Below are 18733 nucleotides of genomic sequence, written 5' to 3' on the forward strand. Positions count from 1 at the left end.
AGTATTAAACTCACCCCAAAAACACGACTACAGATAATGAAGTAACAGGTAATACCGGCCTTTGCAGATGCTGAGAGAGTACAAGGAGCATATGACTCCGAAAGGACGATAAGCAGCAAAGGCGCGGTTCTCATTAAGGCCAGAGAACAAAGATTCTCACAAACAGGTCGGATATACGTACGCAGTATTACTTTCTGTTACTCAAAAAGTGGTTGATCTATTCGAGGTGTCCATATAGGACTTGCTGCGGGTCGTCGAGCCAGTACCATGGTTGGCCTCACTCTGAACAATATCTATGTTTAACTGCCTCTTCGCCTTCGGTAACTCTCGTTTATCAACTTAGAGCCTCTAGGTTCTTTCACAGTGTAGTGAGTGATTACCATGGCAAGCCTGTATAGGCGAATATAAAAATGGCCGAGGATAAGCTCGGCCATGATTTGTTCGATTAAGCGTAAAACGGGTAGGTTTAGTAGTATTTCTTCAAATAACTCTCGGCGTAGTTTTTGAGTTTTTTGTTTGAGCTCGTGGTTGCCATATTTTCAATCACATCGCGGTAAGCGGTATTCCCTGAACTAGCTAGCGCTTTTGCCATGTTGGCATAGGTATCGATGGCGAGTTTGTCATTGGCCATTAAGCGTGGTGTTTTCAATTCGTTACTGAGTACGGCTAGGATAAAATCATCGTACTGGCGGTCATCCATGATGCGTTTAGCTGCGAGACGCATTAATTCTAAATCATTGCTGCGTAGGGCATTGGCAAAGGCATTATTTTGCTGACTTTGATCGGCAGTATATTGGTTTTTATCCGCAAGAATCGCATTCCATTTTTTATATATCGTTATGTTTTCTAAAGCTTGACCTGCGTATTTTTTGAGTTTTTTAGGATAATCACCATTAACAATCTTGTTGATGGTTTCGCTGTACTTATCATTGCCTGAATAAGCTAAGCCTTTGACTAACCAAGCACTGTAGTCAATGGCATTTTTTTCAGTGGCTTGGGGCAAAGATGCGAGTAGCTTTGCTTCGAGCGCATCAAAAATGGCAGGATCGGATAAACCAGCGATGGTGAGTGATTCAATGGCTTCTTTTTGCTTGAATTGGTTATCACCCTTAAAGATTTCTTGATAGGTTTCAACCGTATATTCCTGAGCCAATAAAGGCGAGCTTAATAAACTGATGCTAAGCAGCATACCTGCAAAGAGTGGTTTCATGGTGATGTCCTTATGTGGTTTTTATATGTCGTTATTGGGCCCAGCGTTTAAAAATCAGCGAGGTATTAATGCCGCCAAAGGCGAAATTATTACTCATGACATAATCTGTATCGATTGGGCGCAGTTCGTTACGGATATAGTCCAAATCAGCGCATTGTGAGTCGATACTTTCAAGGTTGAGTGTTGGCGCAAACCAGCCCGCATTCATCATCTCAATACTCACCCAAGCTTCTAACGCGCCGCATGCGCCTAAGGTGTGGCCCGTGTAGCTTTTAAGGGATGAAATCGGCATGCCAGCACCAAAAACTGCATGGGTCGCGTGGCTTTCGGCGATGTCACCGCGATCCGTTGCCGTGCCGTGGGCGTTCACATAACCTATGGCGCTAGGCTCAAGCTGGGCATCTTTGAGCGCCAACCTGATAGCGATTTCCATGGTCTGCGCGTTTGGTTGGGTGACGTGTTGGCCATCTGAATTCGTGCCAAAACCGACTAACTCAGCATAAATCTTGGCGCCCCGCGCCTTGGCGTGTTCTAGCTCTTCGAGTACCAGTGTACAAGCCCCTTCGCCAATCACGAGGCCATCACGGCTCGCATCGAAGGGGCGTGGCGTGAGTTCGGGCGTTGAGTTTTTAGTGCTAGTGGCAAACAGGGTATCGAACACTACAGCCTCTGTGGGGCAGAGTTCTTCACCGCCGCCCGCCAACATTAAGGTTTGATGACCGTATTTGATGGCTTCATAGGCGTAACCTATGCCTTGGCTCCCCGAGGTACAGGCGCTGCTAGTGGTGTGAATTCGGCCTTTTAAGCCGAAAAATACCCCCACATTCACCGCTGTGGTGTGTGCCATCATGCGGATATAACTCGTGGCGGTGACGCCCGACATATCACCGGTTTTCAACATATCGCCAAAGGCGATGATGGCATCGGTACTGCCAGTGGACGAGCCATAGGCGATACCCATTTCACCCGAGGACACGATAGGATCGTCTAACAATCCCGCATCGATTAATGCAAGTTCACTGGCGCGGGTCGCCATGATGGAAACCCGACCCATAGAACGAATTTTCTTGCGCGAATAATGGCTTGGCACTTCAAAGTCGGTAATGGGCGCGGCTAAGCGGGTATTGAGACCATCGTATTTATCCCATTCGCCCATAGTGACGACGCAGTTTTTCTGCGCCTTAAGGCTCGCTGCTATCGCCTCCCAATCATGGCCCATGGCGGTAATGCCGCCAATGCCAGTGACGACCACTCGTTTCCCTAAGCGGGTTTGATTTGTCGGTTCGCTCATTTAGATCATGCCCCCATTGACCGATATCACTTGGCGAGTGATATAGGCGGCATCGTCAGACATTAAAAATGCGGCTAAGGCGGCGATTTCACTCGGTTTACCCATGCGGCGCATCGGCACTAATTGCTCGACCATATCCTTAGGAATATCGGCCACCATGTCGGTTTCAATCAAGCCGGGGGCGATACAGTTGACGGTGATTTTGCGTTTTGCCAGCTCTAATGACAATGCCTTAGTCGCGCCGATAATACCCGCTTTTGAGGCGCTGTAATTGACTTGGCCACGGTTGCCCGCAATCCCAGAAACAGAGGCTAAGGTAATGATACGCCCGCCCTTGCGGCCTTGTACCATAGGCATCACACAGGGATGGATGACATTATAAAAGCCGTCCAAGTTAGTGTGGATCACGCTGTCCCACTCGCTTTCTGTCATAGCAGGAAAGGCGGTATCGCGGTTGATACCAGCATTGAGGATCACGCCATAATAGGCACCATTGGCCTCGATATCGGCTTCAATGGTGGCTCTGACGGTTGCGCGGTCGGCGACATCAAATTTCAGCAGGCTCACATTCACCCCAAGCGCGCGGATTTGCGCGGCAGTGTCATCGGCAGCTGCTTGGTTACTGTGGTAATGCAGGGCGATATCGAAACCCGCAGCGGCGAGTTTTAGGGCGATGGCTTTACCAATACCGCGGCTCGAACCGGTAACTAATACTCTGTTATTCATCTGTTTTCTCCACCCCATTTTATCGTTATGTGTCGGTATGGGGTTTCATGTATTTATGGTAAAAAGGTCGCTTGTTAAGGCGCTTTAAGGCTTTTTTATCTACATCATTGCTTTAGTGCCCAAGACTTCTATTTGCCGCGTCTTGATTGCCTGCAAGGTAGGCTTGTGTGTCCTGAGGTTGGAACACATTCACATTGGCTTGGGCCACTAAGCTCTTTTCTAGCTCAGTGCCGGCTTCGGGCAGCAGATAAATTTGGCAATCGAATACCGCTAATCCCGATTCCTCTTGATAGAGGCGGCTGACTTGGGTGCGATAGGTGCGCCCGAGCTCATATTGCTTGGCATACAAGGTTAATTTGCGCGATCCCAATAGAAAGCCCACGCGGATTTTATCATTGCGAAGCTTTGCCTCAACCCCAGCAAGGGCGGCAATACTTTGAGCCATATATTCGATACCCACATAATTGGGTACGGCTTGATATTTATCATCGAAATAAGGGCTCTTGGCCGTGATAGTGACTTCGGTCTCTAGGTTATCGCGCCGATAGCCAATGATTTTATCGAGCAAAATCATCGGTGCCCTATGGGGAATAAAATCGGCAATATCCTGTTCGGCAAAGGGTTGGTTAATCTTAAGTAACTGCATGGTACTAGGCCTCGTTACGGCAGAAAATTAGGCTGGCATTACTGCCGCCAAAGGCGAAGGAATTGCTCATCACATAATTAAGCGCGCCCTTAGCAGCGACTTGATGGCGCTCGACCAAGGCAATGGGCGGATCCTGTGGATCGACTTGTCCGTCCCATTGATGGGGCGGCAGGGCTTGGCGGTGATTATGTGCTGAAAGTAATAAATAACAGAAGGCGGCTTCAATGGCGCCAGCGGCACCTAAGGTATGGCCGACTAAGGGCTTGGTCGAGCTACAAGGGGGCGTGTTCACGCCAAACACCTCAACCACGGCGCGGCTTTCCATCGCATCATTTTTAGGCGTGGCTGTACCGTGTAAGTTTATGTAACCAATGTCTTTTGTTGCAATGTGTGCATCTTGCAACGCCGCGTGCATAGCAGCGATAGCGCCTGCGCCTTCGGGGTGTGGCGCCGACATATGGTGCGCATCGCTCGACTCGCCAATACCCGCTAGCATGACCTCTGACTCGCCCAACGTTAGGACGAAAAGCGCCGCGCCTTCGCCGATATTGATGCCATCACGGTTGATACTAAAAGGATTGCAGTGGCCTTTCGAGACAGATTCTAAGGCATTAAAACCATTGACTGTCAGTTGGCACAAGCTGTCGACCCCGCCGACAATCACAATATCACAGAGGTTAGCCTGTAATAGGCGTTTGGCACTGGCAAACACTTTAGCGCTGGATGAGCAGGCGGTTGAAATTGTGTAGCAAGGACCATCGAGCTCAAAATACTGGCGTAAAAAGTCGCTGGTGCTGCCGAGCTCCTGCTGGAAATAGTGGTAATCCGCGGGAAAGTATCCGTGTTGATTTCGATACGCAAGTGCCGCTTCGCCTTTAGATATGCCTGACGTGCTCGTGCCTAGTACTACACCAATACGGGCATGACCAAAATCCCGTTTCGCTTGTTCAACTGTGGTCGCAATTTGCAGTGCGGCGCACAGCAGTAATTGGTTGTTACGGCAATCGAACTGAATGAGTTTTTCGGGAATGGTTGGTAGTGCTGCCGTCACGGGGGCAACTAAGGTTGGGTGCTCGAACAGGAGAGTGTCACAGCGCAGCATCGCACTGGTATCACCAGCGATCAGGCGGTCTAAAACCTGCTGGGGATCTTGCCCTAGCGGGGTACACAATCCAATCTGTGTAATAGCTACTCTGTTCATCATTGTGTGTCTTTTTACCATGGCACAGTTAAGTGCGGATGCTAACAGATTAAATAGGTTCGATTTCTAGCTCAAATTTAGCTTGTGGCATAGTTAAGCTGATGTGGGCTTGCCAAAGAGCATCGCCGATATTTTGTTGATAACGGATTTGCACCACATGGGTTTGCTGGCCGCTTTTACTGATCAAGGTGTCTTGACTATAGATCTGGCGACAGGGGATTGTATTCACTCGGGTGCCTATAAGCGTATCGCCCTGATTTCCCCCAACCTTATCGCAAAGGCCTGTGACTAAATGACCACCTTCTAAATGGGCGCGAATACTCTGCTCAGGCCAATAGACCAGTTGCATCATCGCCATTAAATACTCAGCTTTAAAACGGTCCCCTAGCAGCATGCTTTGTTCACTGCTGAGTGTATTACCATCATAAACTAAGGTAAACAAAGCCTGTCCGAGTGGCGCTAAGCCAACGAGCGTCATGCGCTCATTCTCTAACTCTAATTGAGTGAGCAGCTCGTGGGATTTATCACCCACTTTAATGCTGACCTTTTGGCTAAAGGACTGGGGAGAAGATACGCCTGTGTTGCTGTCGGTTTGCTGACTCGCCATGATGGCGGGCTTAGTTGTAGGCTCAGTCGTGGACTTTATCCTTGGCTGAGTCAACGGCTTATCGGTCGCGGGAGCAAAATCATGGGGCAATGGTGCCAAACAATAACGCATATCCTTAGCGAGTCCGACACAGGTCTGCCTGAACAGCAGTTCACTACAGCCCGTTAGCCCAAGGCTTGCGAGCAATAGCGCGGGGATGATTAGCCATTTAGCGTTAAGGTTTAGCAGCATGCGATTAGACCTCTGCGAATGCTGGAGTGGCGGCTGGATTTCGGCACAGTTCGACTATCATATTCAGGCGGCGCTCCGAGTCTTTAACAAAGGGATTATTCGTATCCCAAGCATAGCCCGCCAGAATAGAACAAATCATCTGCTTGATACGCTCGTTCGGTTCTTCATAGAAGACCACATCCTGAAAGCGGCCATCATACCAAGCTTGCACATAGGTGCGGAAGGTATTCACCCCCTGCATTAAAGGCGCTGAGTAATCGGCTTGCCAGTCAACCGTTTCGCCATTGAGTTGTTTCGTCACACATTTTGCTGCCATCGATGCCGATTGCATGGCGATAGTGACACCGGAGGAAAATACCGGATCAAGGAACTCGCCGGCATTACCCAGTAGGGCGAACTTGTCGGTCGCAAGCCGTGACACATTGGCTGAATAACCCTTGAGTGTGGCGCATTCTTGCACCACCTTAGCGTTTGCCAGTAGGGCTTTTAGTCCTGGTTCTTCATTGACTATGTTCATCAATTGTTGCTCAAGCGAACCTTGTAAACGCGCAAGTAATTGCGGTTCGGCAACCACGCCGAGTGAGCAACGGCCATTGCTAAAGGGAATGAGCCAATACCAAATGTCTTTATGCTCTGGGTGGACGCTGATTAAAATTTTATTTCGATCAAAGCTAGGATCGCTGATGTTGTCTTCCACATGGGTAAAGATGGCGCTACGCGGTGGTAGGCAAGACGGACTTTCTAAGTCGAGCAAGCGGGGTAACACACGGCCAAAACCACTGGCATCAAGCACATATTGGGCGCTGATTTGATAAAGCTCGCCCTGTTCATTGCGCACCATTAAGCATGGATTCTCGGTTAAATCTATCGCCTCGACGGTTTCGCCATAGCGGATTTCGACCCCTTGGCTTTGGGCGGTATCGGCTAACAGTTTATCAAAACTGGCGCGCTGCACTTGGAATGTGGTGCCCGGCCCTGGGGTAAATTTATCGGTAAAATCGAAGGTAGTGTAAGTGCCATTGCGACGAAAGGCGGCGCCATTTTTATGTTGGAATCCGGCGGCATTGAGCACATCTAACATGCCGGCTTCTTCGATAAACTGCATGCAGCAGGGCAGTAAACTTTCACCGATGGAGAAACGGGGGAAATGTTGTTTTTCTAACACCAGCACGCGCTTACCTTGTTGGTGTAGCAAGCTGGCGGCGATGGCGCCTGAAGGTCCTGCGCCGATAATAGCCACATCGACGGCAAGTGAATTTGGCATAGCCGATAAATCGTGAGCGGGTGTAGGCATGTAAAGTACGTTCCTTGTCGTTATCAGGACTTTTTAGTCGTTAAAATCAGTGGCGAAAGTAAAAAGGTTAAACCTATACCTAGCGACAGGGTTAAACCAAAATAATGAATCGCTTGGGTCTGGCTAAAGGCGAGTAAACCAAAGGCTAATAGGGTCGAGCAGGCGGACATAAATACCGCCATCATCACTGCCTTGCCGTGGTTTTGAGCTGAGGCAAAGAACAAGCTGTAGTCTATCCCAATCCCGAAAACTAAAATGAGCGCGAGTGCATGGAACAGACTCAGCGGCGAGCCTGTTAAGCCTAAGGTTGCAAGCGTTAGCAAGGCCGCAAGGGCTGGAACGGCAACGACAACCGCGGCTTTTTTAATGCCAAAATTCAGGCTAAACAACAAGAGTGCGATACCGAGTGCGAGCGCTAACAGCTTTAGGGTTAACAGTCGGTAATGGCCCATGACGGCGGAGATATCCGCGACTTTATCGATAAGTTGTACGCTTTGAACATTGGCAAAGCGCGCCTTGAGCGCGTCGATCTGTTTAATGCCGCCAAGCAAGACAATGGCACCATACTCAGCGCTCGCGCCGCCATCATTTAGCGCGTCATAGTCGGTGGCCTTGCCATTTGGCGCTAGCCACAGCGGTGCGAGTTGCTTGCCTGCCTCTAGCTTAAAGAAATCTGCTGGGGCGATATATTGCTCTTTAGCTGCTAAGTAGCTTGCTTGCAGCTCTGGCTTTAAGTTCTCATCCAACCCAAGGCTTGTGAGCACAGTATCTATCTGAGTTTGATAGATTTCACCCTGCAAGCTATAAGCCGTGTCTTGCCTTTGATGGCTGGGCAGATATTGGCTGAGGCTGACGTAGTTGCCTAACTCTTGGTTCGTAATAGCGGCATCGAGCTGTGGCGACACTCGCTCAAGCTGTTGTAGTAGTGCTTCTTCACTCGCGGCGCGTACCAGTAAGAATTGATTATCTGTGCCGCCGCTGAGTAGCTGCCTGAGCTTATTTTCAGGTTCAGTCACGCTCGCGGGGCTTTGCTGCAAATGGCGAATATCGTCATCGACGGTTAACTTGGTTACGCCAACCAGACACCACATTACTATCACTAAAGCAAACATGCCCATGCCTAAAGGCGTGGTCAAGCTGTTGGATAACTGAGTGAGGTTGACAAGGTATTTCCCCGCTAACGCTAATGGGCGGGAGCCCGATGGCAAACGACTTCCCGCTAACAGTGGGTAGGCGAGAATGAGGGTGAGATAAGCCCCGAGTAGCCCCGCGGCGCAGAAAATCGCCACTTGCTGCATTCCTGGAAACGGCGCTAAACCTATGCCCACATAAGCTAAGGCACTGGTGATAAAGGCAAGTGTCACTGTGGGGAAGATATACGCGACCGTCGCCTTTGCGTTGCGTTCGGTATCGCTTAAGCGCTCGCAGTAAAAATGAAAGCTGTAGTCGATGGCAATGCCAATCAAGCTAGTTCCAAACACTAAGGTGAGTAAATGAAGCTCGCCAAATACGCTTAAGGTAAAAGTCGCGGCCAGCAACAGCCCGCTGGAGATAGTGACAATCGCCAGCAGTAGCGGCATTACAGAGCGAAACGCCAGCCAGACTAGGGCTATTACCCCAAGTAAGGATGCAAGACCAAGAATCGAGATTTCACTCTTAGCCGTTTGGGTCGCCGCAATAGCGTGAAACAGGGCGCCAGCCTTAAGCAGGGTAATATCGGGATAGCTTTGTTTAACCGTATCCAATCCTAGGGTTAATGCCGTCATCTGCGCCAATTGCGCATTGGGATTAAAAGCACTTTCTTGGCCCCTTGCCATAACAACCGCAGCGACATTATCGCCTTGATTAGCCAGCAGAATACCTTGGCTGGCTCTGACTTTGGAACTCGGCGCGAGGGCGAGTAAATTGGCGGGGAATAACAGTAGTGGATCTTGGGCAAGCAAGTTGCTATTGGCGTAACTAAAGGCGTTGTAAAGCTGTGCAGTGGCCGCTTCAATCAGATTTCCAATGTCTTTCGTTGCTAACGCCTCAGCTTGTGGCGCTGTCAGTAATTTAAATCTGTGGGGGAAATAATATTGCCCCAAGGCTTCACCGATCTGCATATCTGCGCTGCGAATATCTGTAAGTGCAGCATTTTTTCCAGTAGCAACAAGGTCTGTTTCAAGCTTTTGCATCAACAGCTTAGCTGCAGCGATTGCCGTGGTTTCATCTTTGGCGACGAGCGCAATATAGACTTGATCGGCGAGCGTCGCTTTAACTTGGTTAAGGGCGCGCTCTGTGAGTTTGTCCTGCTGTAAATGGGGCAGCATTGCGAGAATATCGCTCTGCACCCTTGCGCCGTTTTGCCAGAGTTGCAACGTCCATAGGCTGGCAGAGAGCATCAATAGCAACCAAATGGCGAGGCGCCATTTAGGGGATGATTGTATTAGCGCTTGATTGGCGCGCGCGGCGAAGTTGGCGGCCATAGTTAAGGTTTATTTGCCTCTATCGCTACAGCATACTGCGCCAATTCTGTTTCGCTGAGTTTGCCTTGGGAAATCGCACTAAAGTCGATGCGGGTCATATCCTGTGGGTTCACACTCGGTGCGGCACTGAGCAGCACTAAGGATTGCAACATATCGCTGCCCTCTAACACCATATTGGCGATGGCTTTTTTCATTAAGGGATCTTTGGGCGTTAGGCCTAATTGCCATTGGCTGCCTGGACTCAAGTTCTCTGCGTTTAACTTGTCTGTGCTGAGGAAGTGCAGCTCGAAGTTCTCACTTAAACCGGAAATATCACCGCCGAGCATAGCGCGCACTAGGCTGGGCAATAAATCCCCCATAGCGGCAGCGCTCGCCGAGGCATCGGCCTTGCTGACTTGGACTCGACCTTGGCTATCGCGCTGAATAAGCTGCTTATCTTTTAAAATCAGCAGGGATTCGAAGGGCTTTATCTGCTGCCAAATCAGTCCTTGGGTCTGATCGAAGATAAACTGACCTTGGCTGATTAACGGCTTTTTGAGCACCTTCAACTGCCGAGATTGCACAAAGTTGCCACGAACCGTTTCGCCCAAGTTAAGCTTTTGGCTTAAGGCGACAAGCTGTGCTTTATCCGCAGGTTGGTTGAATAGTTGCTGGTAATTGCTGGCAGAAACTGCCGTTGTCGATGTGTCAGCCTTGCACTGTGCCGATATCCATACGCTGCAAAAACACAGGATAAGCATAAGCTTGATGTGTGTTAGCGCGGCATTCATTGGTTTTCAACCTTAGCGAGCAGGGTGGCTATTTTGTCACGGAACACCTCTGGGGTAACAAAGCACAATTCTTGGGTGCTCATGTCGACTGCTGCCTGAATGGTGTAACCCTTAGTGATGCGCGCACCGGTTTCAACATCGCGAATTTGATAACTGATTTTTAAGCGGTTTTCCCACTCGACTAACTCGGCGCGGACTGTGATTTTTTGCTCGAAGGTGCTGGCTTTGACGTATTTAATCTGCAAATCGATAATAGGCCACGCGTAGTTAGATGCTTGCATTTGGCGGTAGTTGTAGCCCAACTCATCGAGCAGTTTGCAGCGAGCAATCTCGAAATAACGCAGGTAATTGCCATGCCAAGTGATCCCCATGGAATCCACATCGTGGAAGGGGATTTGCATTTCCATATCGATAGTGAGCAATGATTTCATCTGCACACTTCCCATTCGCCCGCTTGGATTTTAGCTATGGTTTGGCGCAGCACGGCTTCAAGCGGTCGGTCTTCGATTAAGGTCTCAAAATCACCGCGCACTTGAGCGAGGGTTTTCGCCAATGAAGGGGTGAGCGAGGCTTCGTCCAGTTCATTTTGGGCGATACGTAAACCAATACCTTGGGTCATGGCGAGCAAGGCTGCCGCCGCGACTTGTTCGGTCAATTGCAGCACGCGCATACAATCGCGGGCGGCAATAGTGCCCATGCTCACCTTGTCTTGGTTGTGGCATTCGGTCGAGCGCGAGAATACGCTGGCGGGCATAGTGTGCTTGAGCGCTTCTGCTGTCCACGCAGATACCCCAATTTGCACCGCTTTAAAGCCATGATTAATCGCGCGGCGCGGGCCGGTTGAGCCGGATAAGTTAGCGGGTAAACCATTGTTAAACTTAGGGTCCATCACTAGCGCCATTTGGCGATCGATAAGATCGGCTAAGTTAGCCACAGTATTTTTCAGTGAATCCATCGCAAAGGCGATATGGCCGCCGTAAAAATGGCCACCGTGGAGAATATGCTCGCCTTCGCCGTCGACAATCGGGTTGTCGTTGGCGCTGTTGACTTCGGTTTCGATAAACTGACGCATAAACGGCAGCGCATCCTGCAACACGCCGATAATGTGCGGTGCGCAGCGGATGGAATATCTGTCCTGCAGCCTGTCCGAATTGCGCGGATGTTCGTGGTGATTTAAATCTTCCCGTATCCAAGTGGCGATTTGGTTTTGTCCCGGATGCGGTTTAGCGGCAAATAAGATTTCATCAAAATGGTTCGAGTTGCCTTTTAACGTTAACGAAGCCATAGCGGTAATGCGACTACTTAAGCGGGCAAGATATTGGGCGCGATCGAAGGCTAAACAGGCCAAGGCCGTCATTACAGCCGTGCCGTTCATCAGGGCTAAGCCTTCTTTTGGCCGCAGTACGTGCGGGGTGATGTTGAGCTTAGCGTAGACATCTTGAGTCGCTTGGCGTTCACCTTGGTAGATTACTTCGCGCTCACCGACTAACACGGCGGCTAAATACGACAGCGGCGTTAAATCACCGCTGGCACCGACCGAACCTTCTTCTGGGATTACAGGGACTATGTTGAGATTGAGCAAAGTTTCGATGCGCTTTAATAGCTCATAGGTCACGCCAGATTTGCCAATGGCTAAGGAGTTTAAACGGCAAGCCATCACAGCGCGGGCCTGCATTATGTTTAAGGTCTCGCCTAAACCGCAGCCGTGGAAGCGGGTTAAATGCAGTGGCAATTCGTGGACCAGATCTAAGCTCACATTGACTGTGCAAGAGTCGCCATAACCTGTGGTTACACCATAAACCACGCCTTCTTCGTGCAGCAGGCTATCGATAAAGCGCGCACCTTTTTGAATGTATTCTTGATAATCCGCATCGTCACAGAGCTTGACTGGTGCGCCCTTGGCGACGGCAACCACTTGTTCTAAGGTAAGAAATTGACGGCCGAACTCAACAGTCTTTAAGTCTGATTGATTCTTTGAGTCGGCGGCTTGGGTGTGGCTCATGAATGACTAGTCCTGTCTGTCTTATGATCCTGCTCTGGGATCTGCGGTGATGTTGACTCTGCTGTTACAGCATCGGCTTGTACTGAATTGGCTGATACGCGTCCTAACTCGCTGTCTTTACGCCAAAAATCGAAGAAGTTAAACCATTGCAAAGGCTCGCGTCTGGCAAAGTATTCTAAACGTTCGCTGTAGCGATTTACCGCCTGCTGTAATCTGTCCATTCTGCCCGGCCTTGGGCCTTTAAGTGTTTCGGCGAAGTGCTCTAAATGCACCCGATAACGGCCCTGTTCCCGCAGGCAAAACATTAAAAACACAGGGCAATCGAGTAAGCCTGCCAAAATAAACGGCCCTTGGGGAAACGCTGCATCTTGCCCCATAAACGGCGCGTACATGACGCGACCTTGGGTATTCGGCGAGGTTCTATCGCCCGCGATCACCACCAGTTCACCGTCTTCTATTTTTTGCTGCAACAGCATAGACGTCGCGGGGTTAAGCTCGGTCACTTGAATAAGATTAAGCGTGCTATCAGGGTTTAACTGCTTAAGTACCTTATTGAAATTTTCAGCATGGCTAGTTAACACCATGACGTTTACTTTGACCTTGCGCTGGTGGATGGAAATGGCGCGGCAGAGTTCTAAATTGCCAAGGTGCGACACCAATAACACCGCGCCTTTACCGCTTTCGAGCTGGTCGGCCAGCACTTGGCGATCGGGGAAATCCACTTGGCTCAATTGGATGCGATCGCACCATGCATCGATTCTATCGAGAGCGGCATTGCCAAAGGCTAAAAAGTGATTCAGGCTATCGCGCCAGCCTACGGGCTGATTGAGCTTAGGATGTTGCGGCTCAAGCATTTGCACGCGGCGCAGGAAATCTAACGAGGCTTCGCGGGTGACTTTGCCCGTGAGAAAGAAATAACAAATCACAGGATACATAATGGCGCGGCACAACCAATGGCCGCCAATACGATAGCTCTCGGCTAACAGTTTGATGCCCCAGTAACTGCCGCGCTCCTTCATGCCCGACCAATGGGTGGCTGAAGTTGATGATGTTGCTGAAGTCGATAGTGTTGCTGACGAGCAATGGGAGTTTTGCGCGGCTTGTTGCTGTGATTTACGCTTCAATAGCCAAGGCAGGCGTTTGAGCATGCCGAAAAACAACTTGGTATGCAGTTTAGTGATGCGCACATTGTCGGCCACACCTTGAAAGTGACTAACACCACCTTCGGGATAAATCACCTTAGTCGGCTGGAATAAAATTTCCACCCCTTGCCAGTAGAGTTTGACGAGGATTTCAATATCAAAATCCATTCGCTCCGTTAATGCTTGCTGGCACAGTAATCGCTCGGTGGCGGCGAGGGGATAAACGCGAAAGCCACACATAGAATCTTTAATATCAAAGCTTAATGTTTCGACCCACACCCAAAAATGGGTGATATAACGGCCATAGAGCCTGCCCTTAGGCACGGATTCATCGTACTCGGGTTTGCCTGAAATCAGTGCATCGGGTTTAGCCTGCGCCCTTGCTACCATAGCTGGAATATCGGCTAGATTGTGTTGACCATCGGCATCGACCTGCAGTGCATGACTAAAGCCATCGCGGTAGGCTCGGCGTAGGCCCGTCATCACAGCAGCGCCTTTACCACGGTTGTAAGGATGCAGCAGCAAAGTCACCCAAGGATAGGTTTGGGCTAAGGATTGCAGTAGATAACGGGTTTCGTCATTGCTGCCATCATCAATCAAATAACAGGGCAGATTAAATTGGGCGAGTTCGGCCAAGGTCTGGGCAATTGCGGCACTGTGATTGTAATTGGGGATCACTAAGGCGAGCTTGATGGGCGCCGACTCAACTAAGTCGCTGGGAGGTGTTAGCACTGGCTCGCCTCATCGCTGCTGTTGGTATCAGAAGGCTTGCTGTTAACGGGCGAGATATCGAAGGCGATACGACCTGACGCGTAGCGGTTTTCACCATCGCTATAGGCGAAGGTGAGTTTCCCCTTAGCCGCATTATTGCTAATGCTTAAGGTGACTTCTTGCCCCGGCAGTATGAGTTGCTGAAACTTAAGCACTTCTAAGTTGGCTACGGCTTCGCAATAGCCGAAATATTGGCAGCCTAAACGCACCGCCCAATCTAATTGCGTCACGCCTGGCAGTACGGCTTGCTCGGGAAAATGTCCCTTAAAAGATTCAAGGTCGGCCGCCACTAACAGACGTAATTCAATATTATCCATGTCGATATTGGAATGCAGGATCGGCGGTAAACTCGATTTAATCATGATCAAATAACTCGACTAACTCGGCAGTGACACGCTTACCCTGAGTGTTCAGCGGCAAAATATCGGGATAACGCCAGCGGCGTGGCAGGGTGACTCGCTCAAATTGCGTCAGTAAATGTGCTTTTAACGCATTGTTGATACTGAGTTTTCCCTGCTCTTGATGCACACTGCGGCCAAGCGCTGAGAGGGTCACGACCGCGCCCAGTTGGGATTTAAACTGCGGCAATACGACAAGTGCGGCTTGCTCAACATAGGCGTGACTGCCTAACAGCGTTTCCATTTGCGCCAGTGACAGGCGTTTCTCTTCAATCTTAACGATGCGATCGAGTCGGCCCTTGAGTCTAAACTGGCCATTTTCGGTCGGTTCGATTTTATCTTCGCAGCGCAACCATTCATCGTCGGCTAAATAGGGTGATTTAAGCAGCAAGGCGCCGTCGCTAGGATCTTGATCTATCGATATTCTGTCAAATACTTGCCAAGGTTCATCGGCCTCATGCTGACGGCGATAGGCGATACCGCCCGTTTCTGTGCTACCAAAAATCTCGATGGGCAAATGGCCATAGCATTGGCTGATCCCCTGAGCCGCCGCAAAACTTAAGGGCCCGCCAGAGCTAAACACTAAGCTAGGTGAGCGCAGTTGGCGCTCGTGCTCTAAGGCCTTAGGTAAACGCGATAACTGGGCTGGGCTACTGATCAAACATAGGTTTGGCAGTAAGGCTGTGTAATAGCTTAAGGTTTCTGGGTATTCAATCTGCTCACTTAAAAACGGCCGACTGGCGGCGAGTGGCCACAAAATTTTGAATAACAGGCCATAGATATGCTGGTGGGAAACCGTTGAAACCACACTGCAATGGGGTAAATGTTCGGCAAAGGTATGTTCGAGCACTGAGACTTCAACGTCTAATTGCTGAAGTGTTTTACGGATCGCCTTAGGTTCGCCACTGCTGCCGGAGGTAAATAGCACAAGTTCACCGATAGCCTCGCTCGCCGGCCAAGGCTTGCTCGGCAGGCTCAGCTCTTTTCTCAGTAGAATAAAGGCCTGACTTTCACACAATGGCTTGTCCGACAATATGCCTTCAAACTGGTGGGTTAACTCGCTCAGCGTGCCCGTTTGGGTGTTGGCTGGTAAGATAATTTCCTTGCCTGCTAACAGCGCCGCACATAAACCGACAGCAAACAGATCGCTGGTATCACTCGCGAGCAGCCATTTTTTCTCTGGCGCGGCCAGCAGTTGCTCGTAAAAATACGCCACCTGATTGGTAAATAATGCACCTGTGACTATGTCGTGGTGATTAAAGCTGATCAGTTGTTGGGCAAAGGGCCCTTGGGTTAACCAGTTTTTGAGTAGCTGTGTCATGTTTTCTTCAACCAAAAGCTGCGATATAACCATTCCCCACCGAGGAGCAGTCCCATGAGTACGTATGCAATCAAACCGTTATACAAGGTCCAGGTTGCTAAGCTAGTAAAGCCAGCGGTGTAAGCCGCCATAGTGCCATTGAAGATAAATAAGCCGCACCAAAGTAGAGTGACTTTTTTAAGATACCCAGTGGCTTCATCCGGTAAATCGGGTTCTTTCAAACGGGCTAAACGTTCGATCATGCTAGGGCCAGTGTGCAGTGAATAACTGAACAGCGCCAGCATAGTGAGATTTATCACTACTGGGTAATACAGCAGCCAGTCACTGCGCTTGGCAAGATAACTGCCTGCCGTGAGCACAATCCCCACCAATAGTGGTAAAACTAATGTCTTAACCTTTTGCTTTTGTAGCATTAGCCGCACTATCAGCAATAAACACAGCACGAGCGCTATGGTGCCAGCAGGCAAGTAACTGAGCCCTAAATACACGGCAACGGGGTAGGCCAGCAAAGTTAGGGCGGTTAAGACCTGTAGCAAGGCTCGCATTAGGTTCTCACTAAACCTTCGATAGCATTAATCACATCGTTGATTGTGCGAACTGATTTAAATTCATCGGGTTGGATCTTTTTACCTGTCAGTTGCTGCAGCTTTATCACTAAGTCGACGGCATCAATACTGTCGAGATCGAGCTCTTCATACAGGTTGGCCTCAGGCGTAATCGCCTCGGCATCAATTTCGAATTCGTCCACTAAAATAGTGGTCAGCATAGCGAGGATTTGTTCACGATTTTGCATATTCCTCTCCTATGGACGCTGTGATTCGATAAAGCGAGCTAAGCTGGCAACACTGTGGAAATGGGCCTTAGTGGCATCCGAATTGGCTTCGATTTTGACATCAAATTTTTTCTTGATGGCTAAGCCGAGTTCGAGGGCGTCGATAGAATCTAAGCCTAAACCTTCGCCAAATAGCGGCGCATCGGTTTCAATATCATCAATGCTGACGTCTTCTAGATCGAGACAGTCGATGATTAACTGCTTTATTTCATTGTTTAAGTTCATAATTATTTTCGAGTTGTTGTTTATAGTAATGTTCAAGATCCCGCGTCAGCTGCCGGGCCATTTTTGCATGCTCACCTAAAGCCGCTTGGTACTTCTGGTAAGAAACGATTGTGCCGATTTCAACGGCCATTCCCATGGTTTGCCTTGGGATTTCATACCAAGGTTGCTCCTTTGTCAAACCACGCACATTGGTACGTAGCACCACAGGTAAAATATCCGCTTCGGCCCTTAAGGCGATATTGGCAGCGCCGCGGGCAAAGTGGTTAATGGTCGCACCAACCACCGTACGCGTGCCCTCGGGGAAGATGATTAAATTGGTGCCTCTTGCGAGCACTTCGCGGCAATCCTCTAGCATGAGTTCGGCGCCGCGATTGGGAATATAACCCGCGCAGGACACCACACCACGCAAAAATGGATTACGCCACAAAGCTTGTTTGACTATGCAGCCCGCATTGGGCATGAGACTTATCAATACCACCACATCGACTAAACTGGGGTGGTTGGCAATGACGATAACGCCTCTGGCATCATGTAATTTTTGTGCATCGTGGCTGCTGACCTTAATCACACCTGCCCAAGTGAGCATGGCGACAAAGCCTTTGAACATTAAATGCACGGCCTTTTGTACCCGAATAATCCGCGCCTCTGGTGTGCCTGGCCAAAAACGCAGCAAAGGCAAAATGGTCAAGGAGCTTAATAAGCCGCCTAAGCCAAAGGCGATATAACAACTTACACCGCCTAGCCAACGTGGCACATAATTCAGCCCTTCGCGGCGAGTTTCCGGCAAGGTATAAGCGGCATTGAGTATTGAATCTTGATGATCCTTGGCGGCGTCATGGCTGTGGGCTGCATCAAACATGCTCAAGTCTCCAATGCCATTGGGATAAGCAGCCTGAAATATTTTGCGCCGTCGCTAGGGCGTGGATAAATGCACCATAGGTCAGCGGATTTAAAGCTGTTGCCTTAGAAATACGGCTCACTGTGAGCTTGGCCGAAGCGGGTGTATCGAAGGGCGCGAGCTGTAGGCCTAGGGCCAAAGGTAATTCAAATTCTTGGGTAAACTCATCGTACACAGGAGGCACTGGATCATCACCGAAGACCAATAACAATGGTTCTGGCGATTGATGTAATTGGGCGAAGGCTTCGACCATAGCTTGGGACAGGGTTTCTGTGCCCGCCGCAACTGAGGTTGAAGGCGCTGTATTGGCCGCCACTATGCCAAAAATGCCGCTGGCGGTGTTGTGCACCGACTGACTAAAACCTAAGGGCGATAAGGGTTGTTTGGCGATAATGTCTTCGAGTAGGCCAATGGTGCGCTGCAACTCTCCATGGCGCGAGGCAAAAATAGAGCGACAATTTGCAGGCATTTCGCACTGAAAACTCACCTCTAACATCATCTTAGTCAAGCGACTAAAACGGCGGCGCTGCATGGCGGGAATTTGTTTGAGTGCGGGAGCGGTGGTATCCGACTGTGGTGGCGTATCGAGATTGAGCTCAGCCGAACTCTCGCACCAAGTTTGCCAACTTTGATGGTGCTGATATTGGGGGGCCCAAGCGCCCCAAGAGAGAATGCTGAATGTTAGTTGCACTACTTTGCCTCG

At 49.8% G+C, this 18733-nt stretch carries 19 protein-coding genes; all 19 read right to left on the reverse strand.

All coding sequences use genetic code 11. The annotated features are described in order from the left end of the window. Positions 1-466: 466 nt before the first annotated feature. The gene (locus tag L5M51_RS20000; protein WP_263174285.1) at positions 467-1210 is read right to left on the reverse strand and encodes a hypothetical protein; all 744 of its coding nucleotides are present in this window, start codon (positions 1208-1210) and stop codon (positions 467-469) included. 31 nt (positions 1211-1241) lie between these two features. Further along, positions 1242-2501: a beta-ketoacyl-ACP synthase gene (locus L5M51_RS20005; RefSeq protein ID WP_263174286.1), complete on the reverse strand. Its 1260-nt coding sequence runs from the start codon at positions 2499-2501 to the stop codon at positions 1242-1244. Continuing rightward, positions 2502-3227 (reverse strand): 3-ketoacyl-ACP reductase FabG2, encoded by a 726-nt coding sequence (locus L5M51_RS20010; RefSeq protein ID WP_263174288.1) that lies wholly within the window; start codon positions 3225-3227, stop codon positions 2502-2504. Positions 3228-3339: 112 nt separating this feature from the next. Beyond that, on the reverse strand, positions 3340-3873 hold the full coding sequence (locus L5M51_RS20015) for a hotdog family protein (RefSeq protein ID WP_168826494.1): 534 nt from the start codon (positions 3871-3873) through the stop codon (positions 3340-3342). Positions 3874-3877: 4 nt separating this feature from the next. Then, complete coding sequence (locus L5M51_RS20020) at positions 3878-5077, reverse strand: beta-ketoacyl-[acyl-carrier-protein] synthase family protein (RefSeq protein ID WP_263174292.1); 1200 nt, start codon at positions 5075-5077, stop codon at positions 3878-3880. A 46-nt stretch (positions 5078-5123) separates the two neighbouring features. Next, the gene (locus L5M51_RS20025; RefSeq protein WP_263174294.1) at positions 5124-5912 is read right to left on the reverse strand and encodes a DUF3261 domain-containing protein; all 789 of its coding nucleotides are present in this window, start codon (positions 5910-5912) and stop codon (positions 5124-5126) included. 4 nt (positions 5913-5916) lie between these two features. After that, positions 5917-7206: an NAD(P)/FAD-dependent oxidoreductase gene (locus tag L5M51_RS20030; protein ID WP_263174296.1), complete on the reverse strand. Its 1290-nt coding sequence runs from the start codon at positions 7204-7206 to the stop codon at positions 5917-5919. A gap of 23 nt (positions 7207-7229) precedes the next feature. Then, a complete protein-coding gene (locus tag L5M51_RS20035; RefSeq protein ID WP_263174298.1) occupies positions 7230-9671 on the reverse strand; it encodes an MMPL family transporter in 2442 nt (813 codons plus the stop codon). Between the two features lie 2 nt (positions 9672-9673). Then, positions 9674-10441 carry an outer membrane lipoprotein carrier protein LolA gene (locus L5M51_RS20040; RefSeq protein WP_263174300.1) on the reverse strand — a complete coding sequence of 256 codons (768 nt, stop codon included), beginning with the start codon at positions 10439-10441 and terminating at the stop codon, positions 9674-9676. Then, on the reverse strand, positions 10438-10872 hold the full coding sequence (locus tag L5M51_RS20045; protein ID WP_263174302.1) for an acyl-CoA thioesterase: 435 nt from the start codon (positions 10870-10872) through the stop codon (positions 10438-10440). The genes L5M51_RS20040 and L5M51_RS20045 overlap by 4 nt, the downstream gene beginning before the upstream one ends. Beyond that, positions 10869-12443: a histidine ammonia-lyase gene (gene hutH / locus L5M51_RS20050; protein ID WP_263174304.1), complete on the reverse strand. Its 1575-nt coding sequence runs from the start codon at positions 12441-12443 to the stop codon at positions 10869-10871. Before hutH ends, L5M51_RS20045 begins: the two co-directional genes overlap by 4 nt. Further along, the gene (locus tag L5M51_RS20055) at positions 12440-14317 is read right to left on the reverse strand and encodes a glycosyltransferase family 2 protein (protein ID WP_263174307.1); all 1878 of its coding nucleotides are present in this window, start codon (positions 14315-14317) and stop codon (positions 12440-12442) included. Before L5M51_RS20055 ends, hutH begins: the two co-directional genes overlap by 4 nt. Continuing rightward, complete coding sequence (locus L5M51_RS20060; protein ID WP_263174310.1) at positions 14311-14718, reverse strand: thioester dehydrase; 408 nt, start codon at positions 14716-14718, stop codon at positions 14311-14313. Before L5M51_RS20060 ends, L5M51_RS20055 begins: the two co-directional genes overlap by 7 nt. Beyond that, the gene (locus tag L5M51_RS20065) at positions 14711-16075 is read right to left on the reverse strand and encodes an AMP-binding protein (RefSeq protein WP_263174312.1); all 1365 of its coding nucleotides are present in this window, start codon (positions 16073-16075) and stop codon (positions 14711-14713) included. Before L5M51_RS20065 ends, L5M51_RS20060 begins: the two co-directional genes overlap by 8 nt. Continuing rightward, positions 16072-16620: a hypothetical protein gene (locus L5M51_RS20070; RefSeq protein ID WP_011787695.1), complete on the reverse strand. Its 549-nt coding sequence runs from the start codon at positions 16618-16620 to the stop codon at positions 16072-16074. Before L5M51_RS20070 ends, L5M51_RS20065 begins: the two co-directional genes overlap by 4 nt. After that, a complete protein-coding gene (locus tag L5M51_RS20075) occupies positions 16620-16868 on the reverse strand; it encodes an acyl carrier protein (protein WP_014609665.1) in 249 nt (82 codons plus the stop codon). The genes L5M51_RS20070 and L5M51_RS20075 overlap by 1 nt, the downstream gene beginning before the upstream one ends. A gap of 9 nt (positions 16869-16877) precedes the next feature. Next, positions 16878-17132: a phosphopantetheine-binding protein gene (locus L5M51_RS20080; RefSeq protein WP_011787697.1), complete on the reverse strand. Its 255-nt coding sequence runs from the start codon at positions 17130-17132 to the stop codon at positions 16878-16880. Beyond that, entirely contained in the window at positions 17116-17991 is an 876-nt protein-coding gene (locus tag L5M51_RS20085; protein WP_212600287.1) for a lysophospholipid acyltransferase family protein, read from the reverse strand. The genes L5M51_RS20080 and L5M51_RS20085 overlap by 17 nt, the downstream gene beginning before the upstream one ends. Further along, complete coding sequence (locus L5M51_RS20090; RefSeq protein WP_113941113.1) at positions 17984-18721, reverse strand: beta-ketoacyl synthase chain length factor; 738 nt, start codon at positions 18719-18721, stop codon at positions 17984-17986. The genes L5M51_RS20085 and L5M51_RS20090 overlap by 8 nt, the downstream gene beginning before the upstream one ends. Positions 18722-18733 lie beyond the last annotated feature (12 nt).

The sequence above is a fragment of the Shewanella sp. SM73 genome (genome assembly GCF_025653795.1).
Classification (GTDB): domain Bacteria; phylum Pseudomonadota; class Gammaproteobacteria; order Enterobacterales; family Shewanellaceae; genus Shewanella; species Shewanella oncorhynchi.

What these genes read in the sequence shown, in the direction of transcription:
- L5M51_RS20010 (WP_263174288.1), bottom strand. Translation starts at nt 3,227, where the DNA reads ATGAATAACAGAGTATTAGTTACCGGTTCGAGCCGCGGTATTGGTAAA.
- L5M51_RS20015 (WP_168826494.1), bottom strand. Translation starts at nt 3,873, where the DNA reads ATGCAGTTACTTAAGATTAACCAACCCTTTGCCGAACAGGATATTGCC.
- L5M51_RS20080 (WP_011787697.1), bottom strand. Translation starts at nt 17,132, where the DNA reads ATGAACTTAAACAATGAAATAAAGCAGTTAATCATCGACTGTCTCGAT.
- L5M51_RS20045 (WP_263174302.1), bottom strand. Translation starts at nt 10,872, where the DNA reads ATGAAATCATTGCTCACTATCGATATGGAAATGCAAATCCCCTTCCAC.
- L5M51_RS20075 (WP_014609665.1), bottom strand. Translation starts at nt 16,868, where the DNA reads ATGCAAAATCGTGAACAAATCCTCGCTATGCTGACCACTATTTTAGTG.
- L5M51_RS20035 (WP_263174298.1), bottom strand. Translation starts at nt 9,671, where the DNA reads ATGGCCGCCAACTTCGCCGCGCGCGCCAATCAAGCGCTAATACAATCA.
- L5M51_RS20020 (WP_263174292.1), bottom strand. Translation starts at nt 5,077, where the DNA reads ATGATGAACAGAGTAGCTATTACACAGATTGGATTGTGTACCCCGCTA.
- L5M51_RS20000 (WP_263174285.1), bottom strand. Translation starts at nt 1,210, where the DNA reads ATGAAACCACTCTTTGCAGGTATGCTGCTTAGCATCAGTTTATTAAGC.
- L5M51_RS20060 (WP_263174310.1), bottom strand. Translation starts at nt 14,718, where the DNA reads ATGATTAAATCGAGTTTACCGCCGATCCTGCATTCCAATATCGACATG.
- L5M51_RS20040 (WP_263174300.1), bottom strand. Translation starts at nt 10,441, where the DNA reads ATGAATGCCGCGCTAACACACATCAAGCTTATGCTTATCCTGTGTTTT.
- L5M51_RS20070 (WP_011787695.1), bottom strand. Translation starts at nt 16,620, where the DNA reads ATGCGAGCCTTGCTACAGGTCTTAACCGCCCTAACTTTGCTGGCCTAC.
- L5M51_RS20030 (WP_263174296.1), bottom strand. Translation starts at nt 7,206, where the DNA reads ATGCCTACACCCGCTCACGATTTATCGGCTATGCCAAATTCACTTGCC.
- L5M51_RS20005 (WP_263174286.1), bottom strand. Translation starts at nt 2,501, where the DNA reads ATGAGCGAACCGACAAATCAAACCCGCTTAGGGAAACGAGTGGTCGTC.
- L5M51_RS20085 (WP_212600287.1), bottom strand. Translation starts at nt 17,991, where the DNA reads ATGTTTGATGCAGCCCACAGCCATGACGCCGCCAAGGATCATCAAGAT.
- L5M51_RS20065 (WP_263174312.1), bottom strand. Translation starts at nt 16,075, where the DNA reads ATGACACAGCTACTCAAAAACTGGTTAACCCAAGGGCCCTTTGCCCAA.
- hutH (WP_263174304.1), bottom strand. Translation starts at nt 12,443, where the DNA reads ATGAGCCACACCCAAGCCGCCGACTCAAAGAATCAATCAGACTTAAAG.
- L5M51_RS20025 (WP_263174294.1), bottom strand. Translation starts at nt 5,912, where the DNA reads ATGCTGCTAAACCTTAACGCTAAATGGCTAATCATCCCCGCGCTATTG.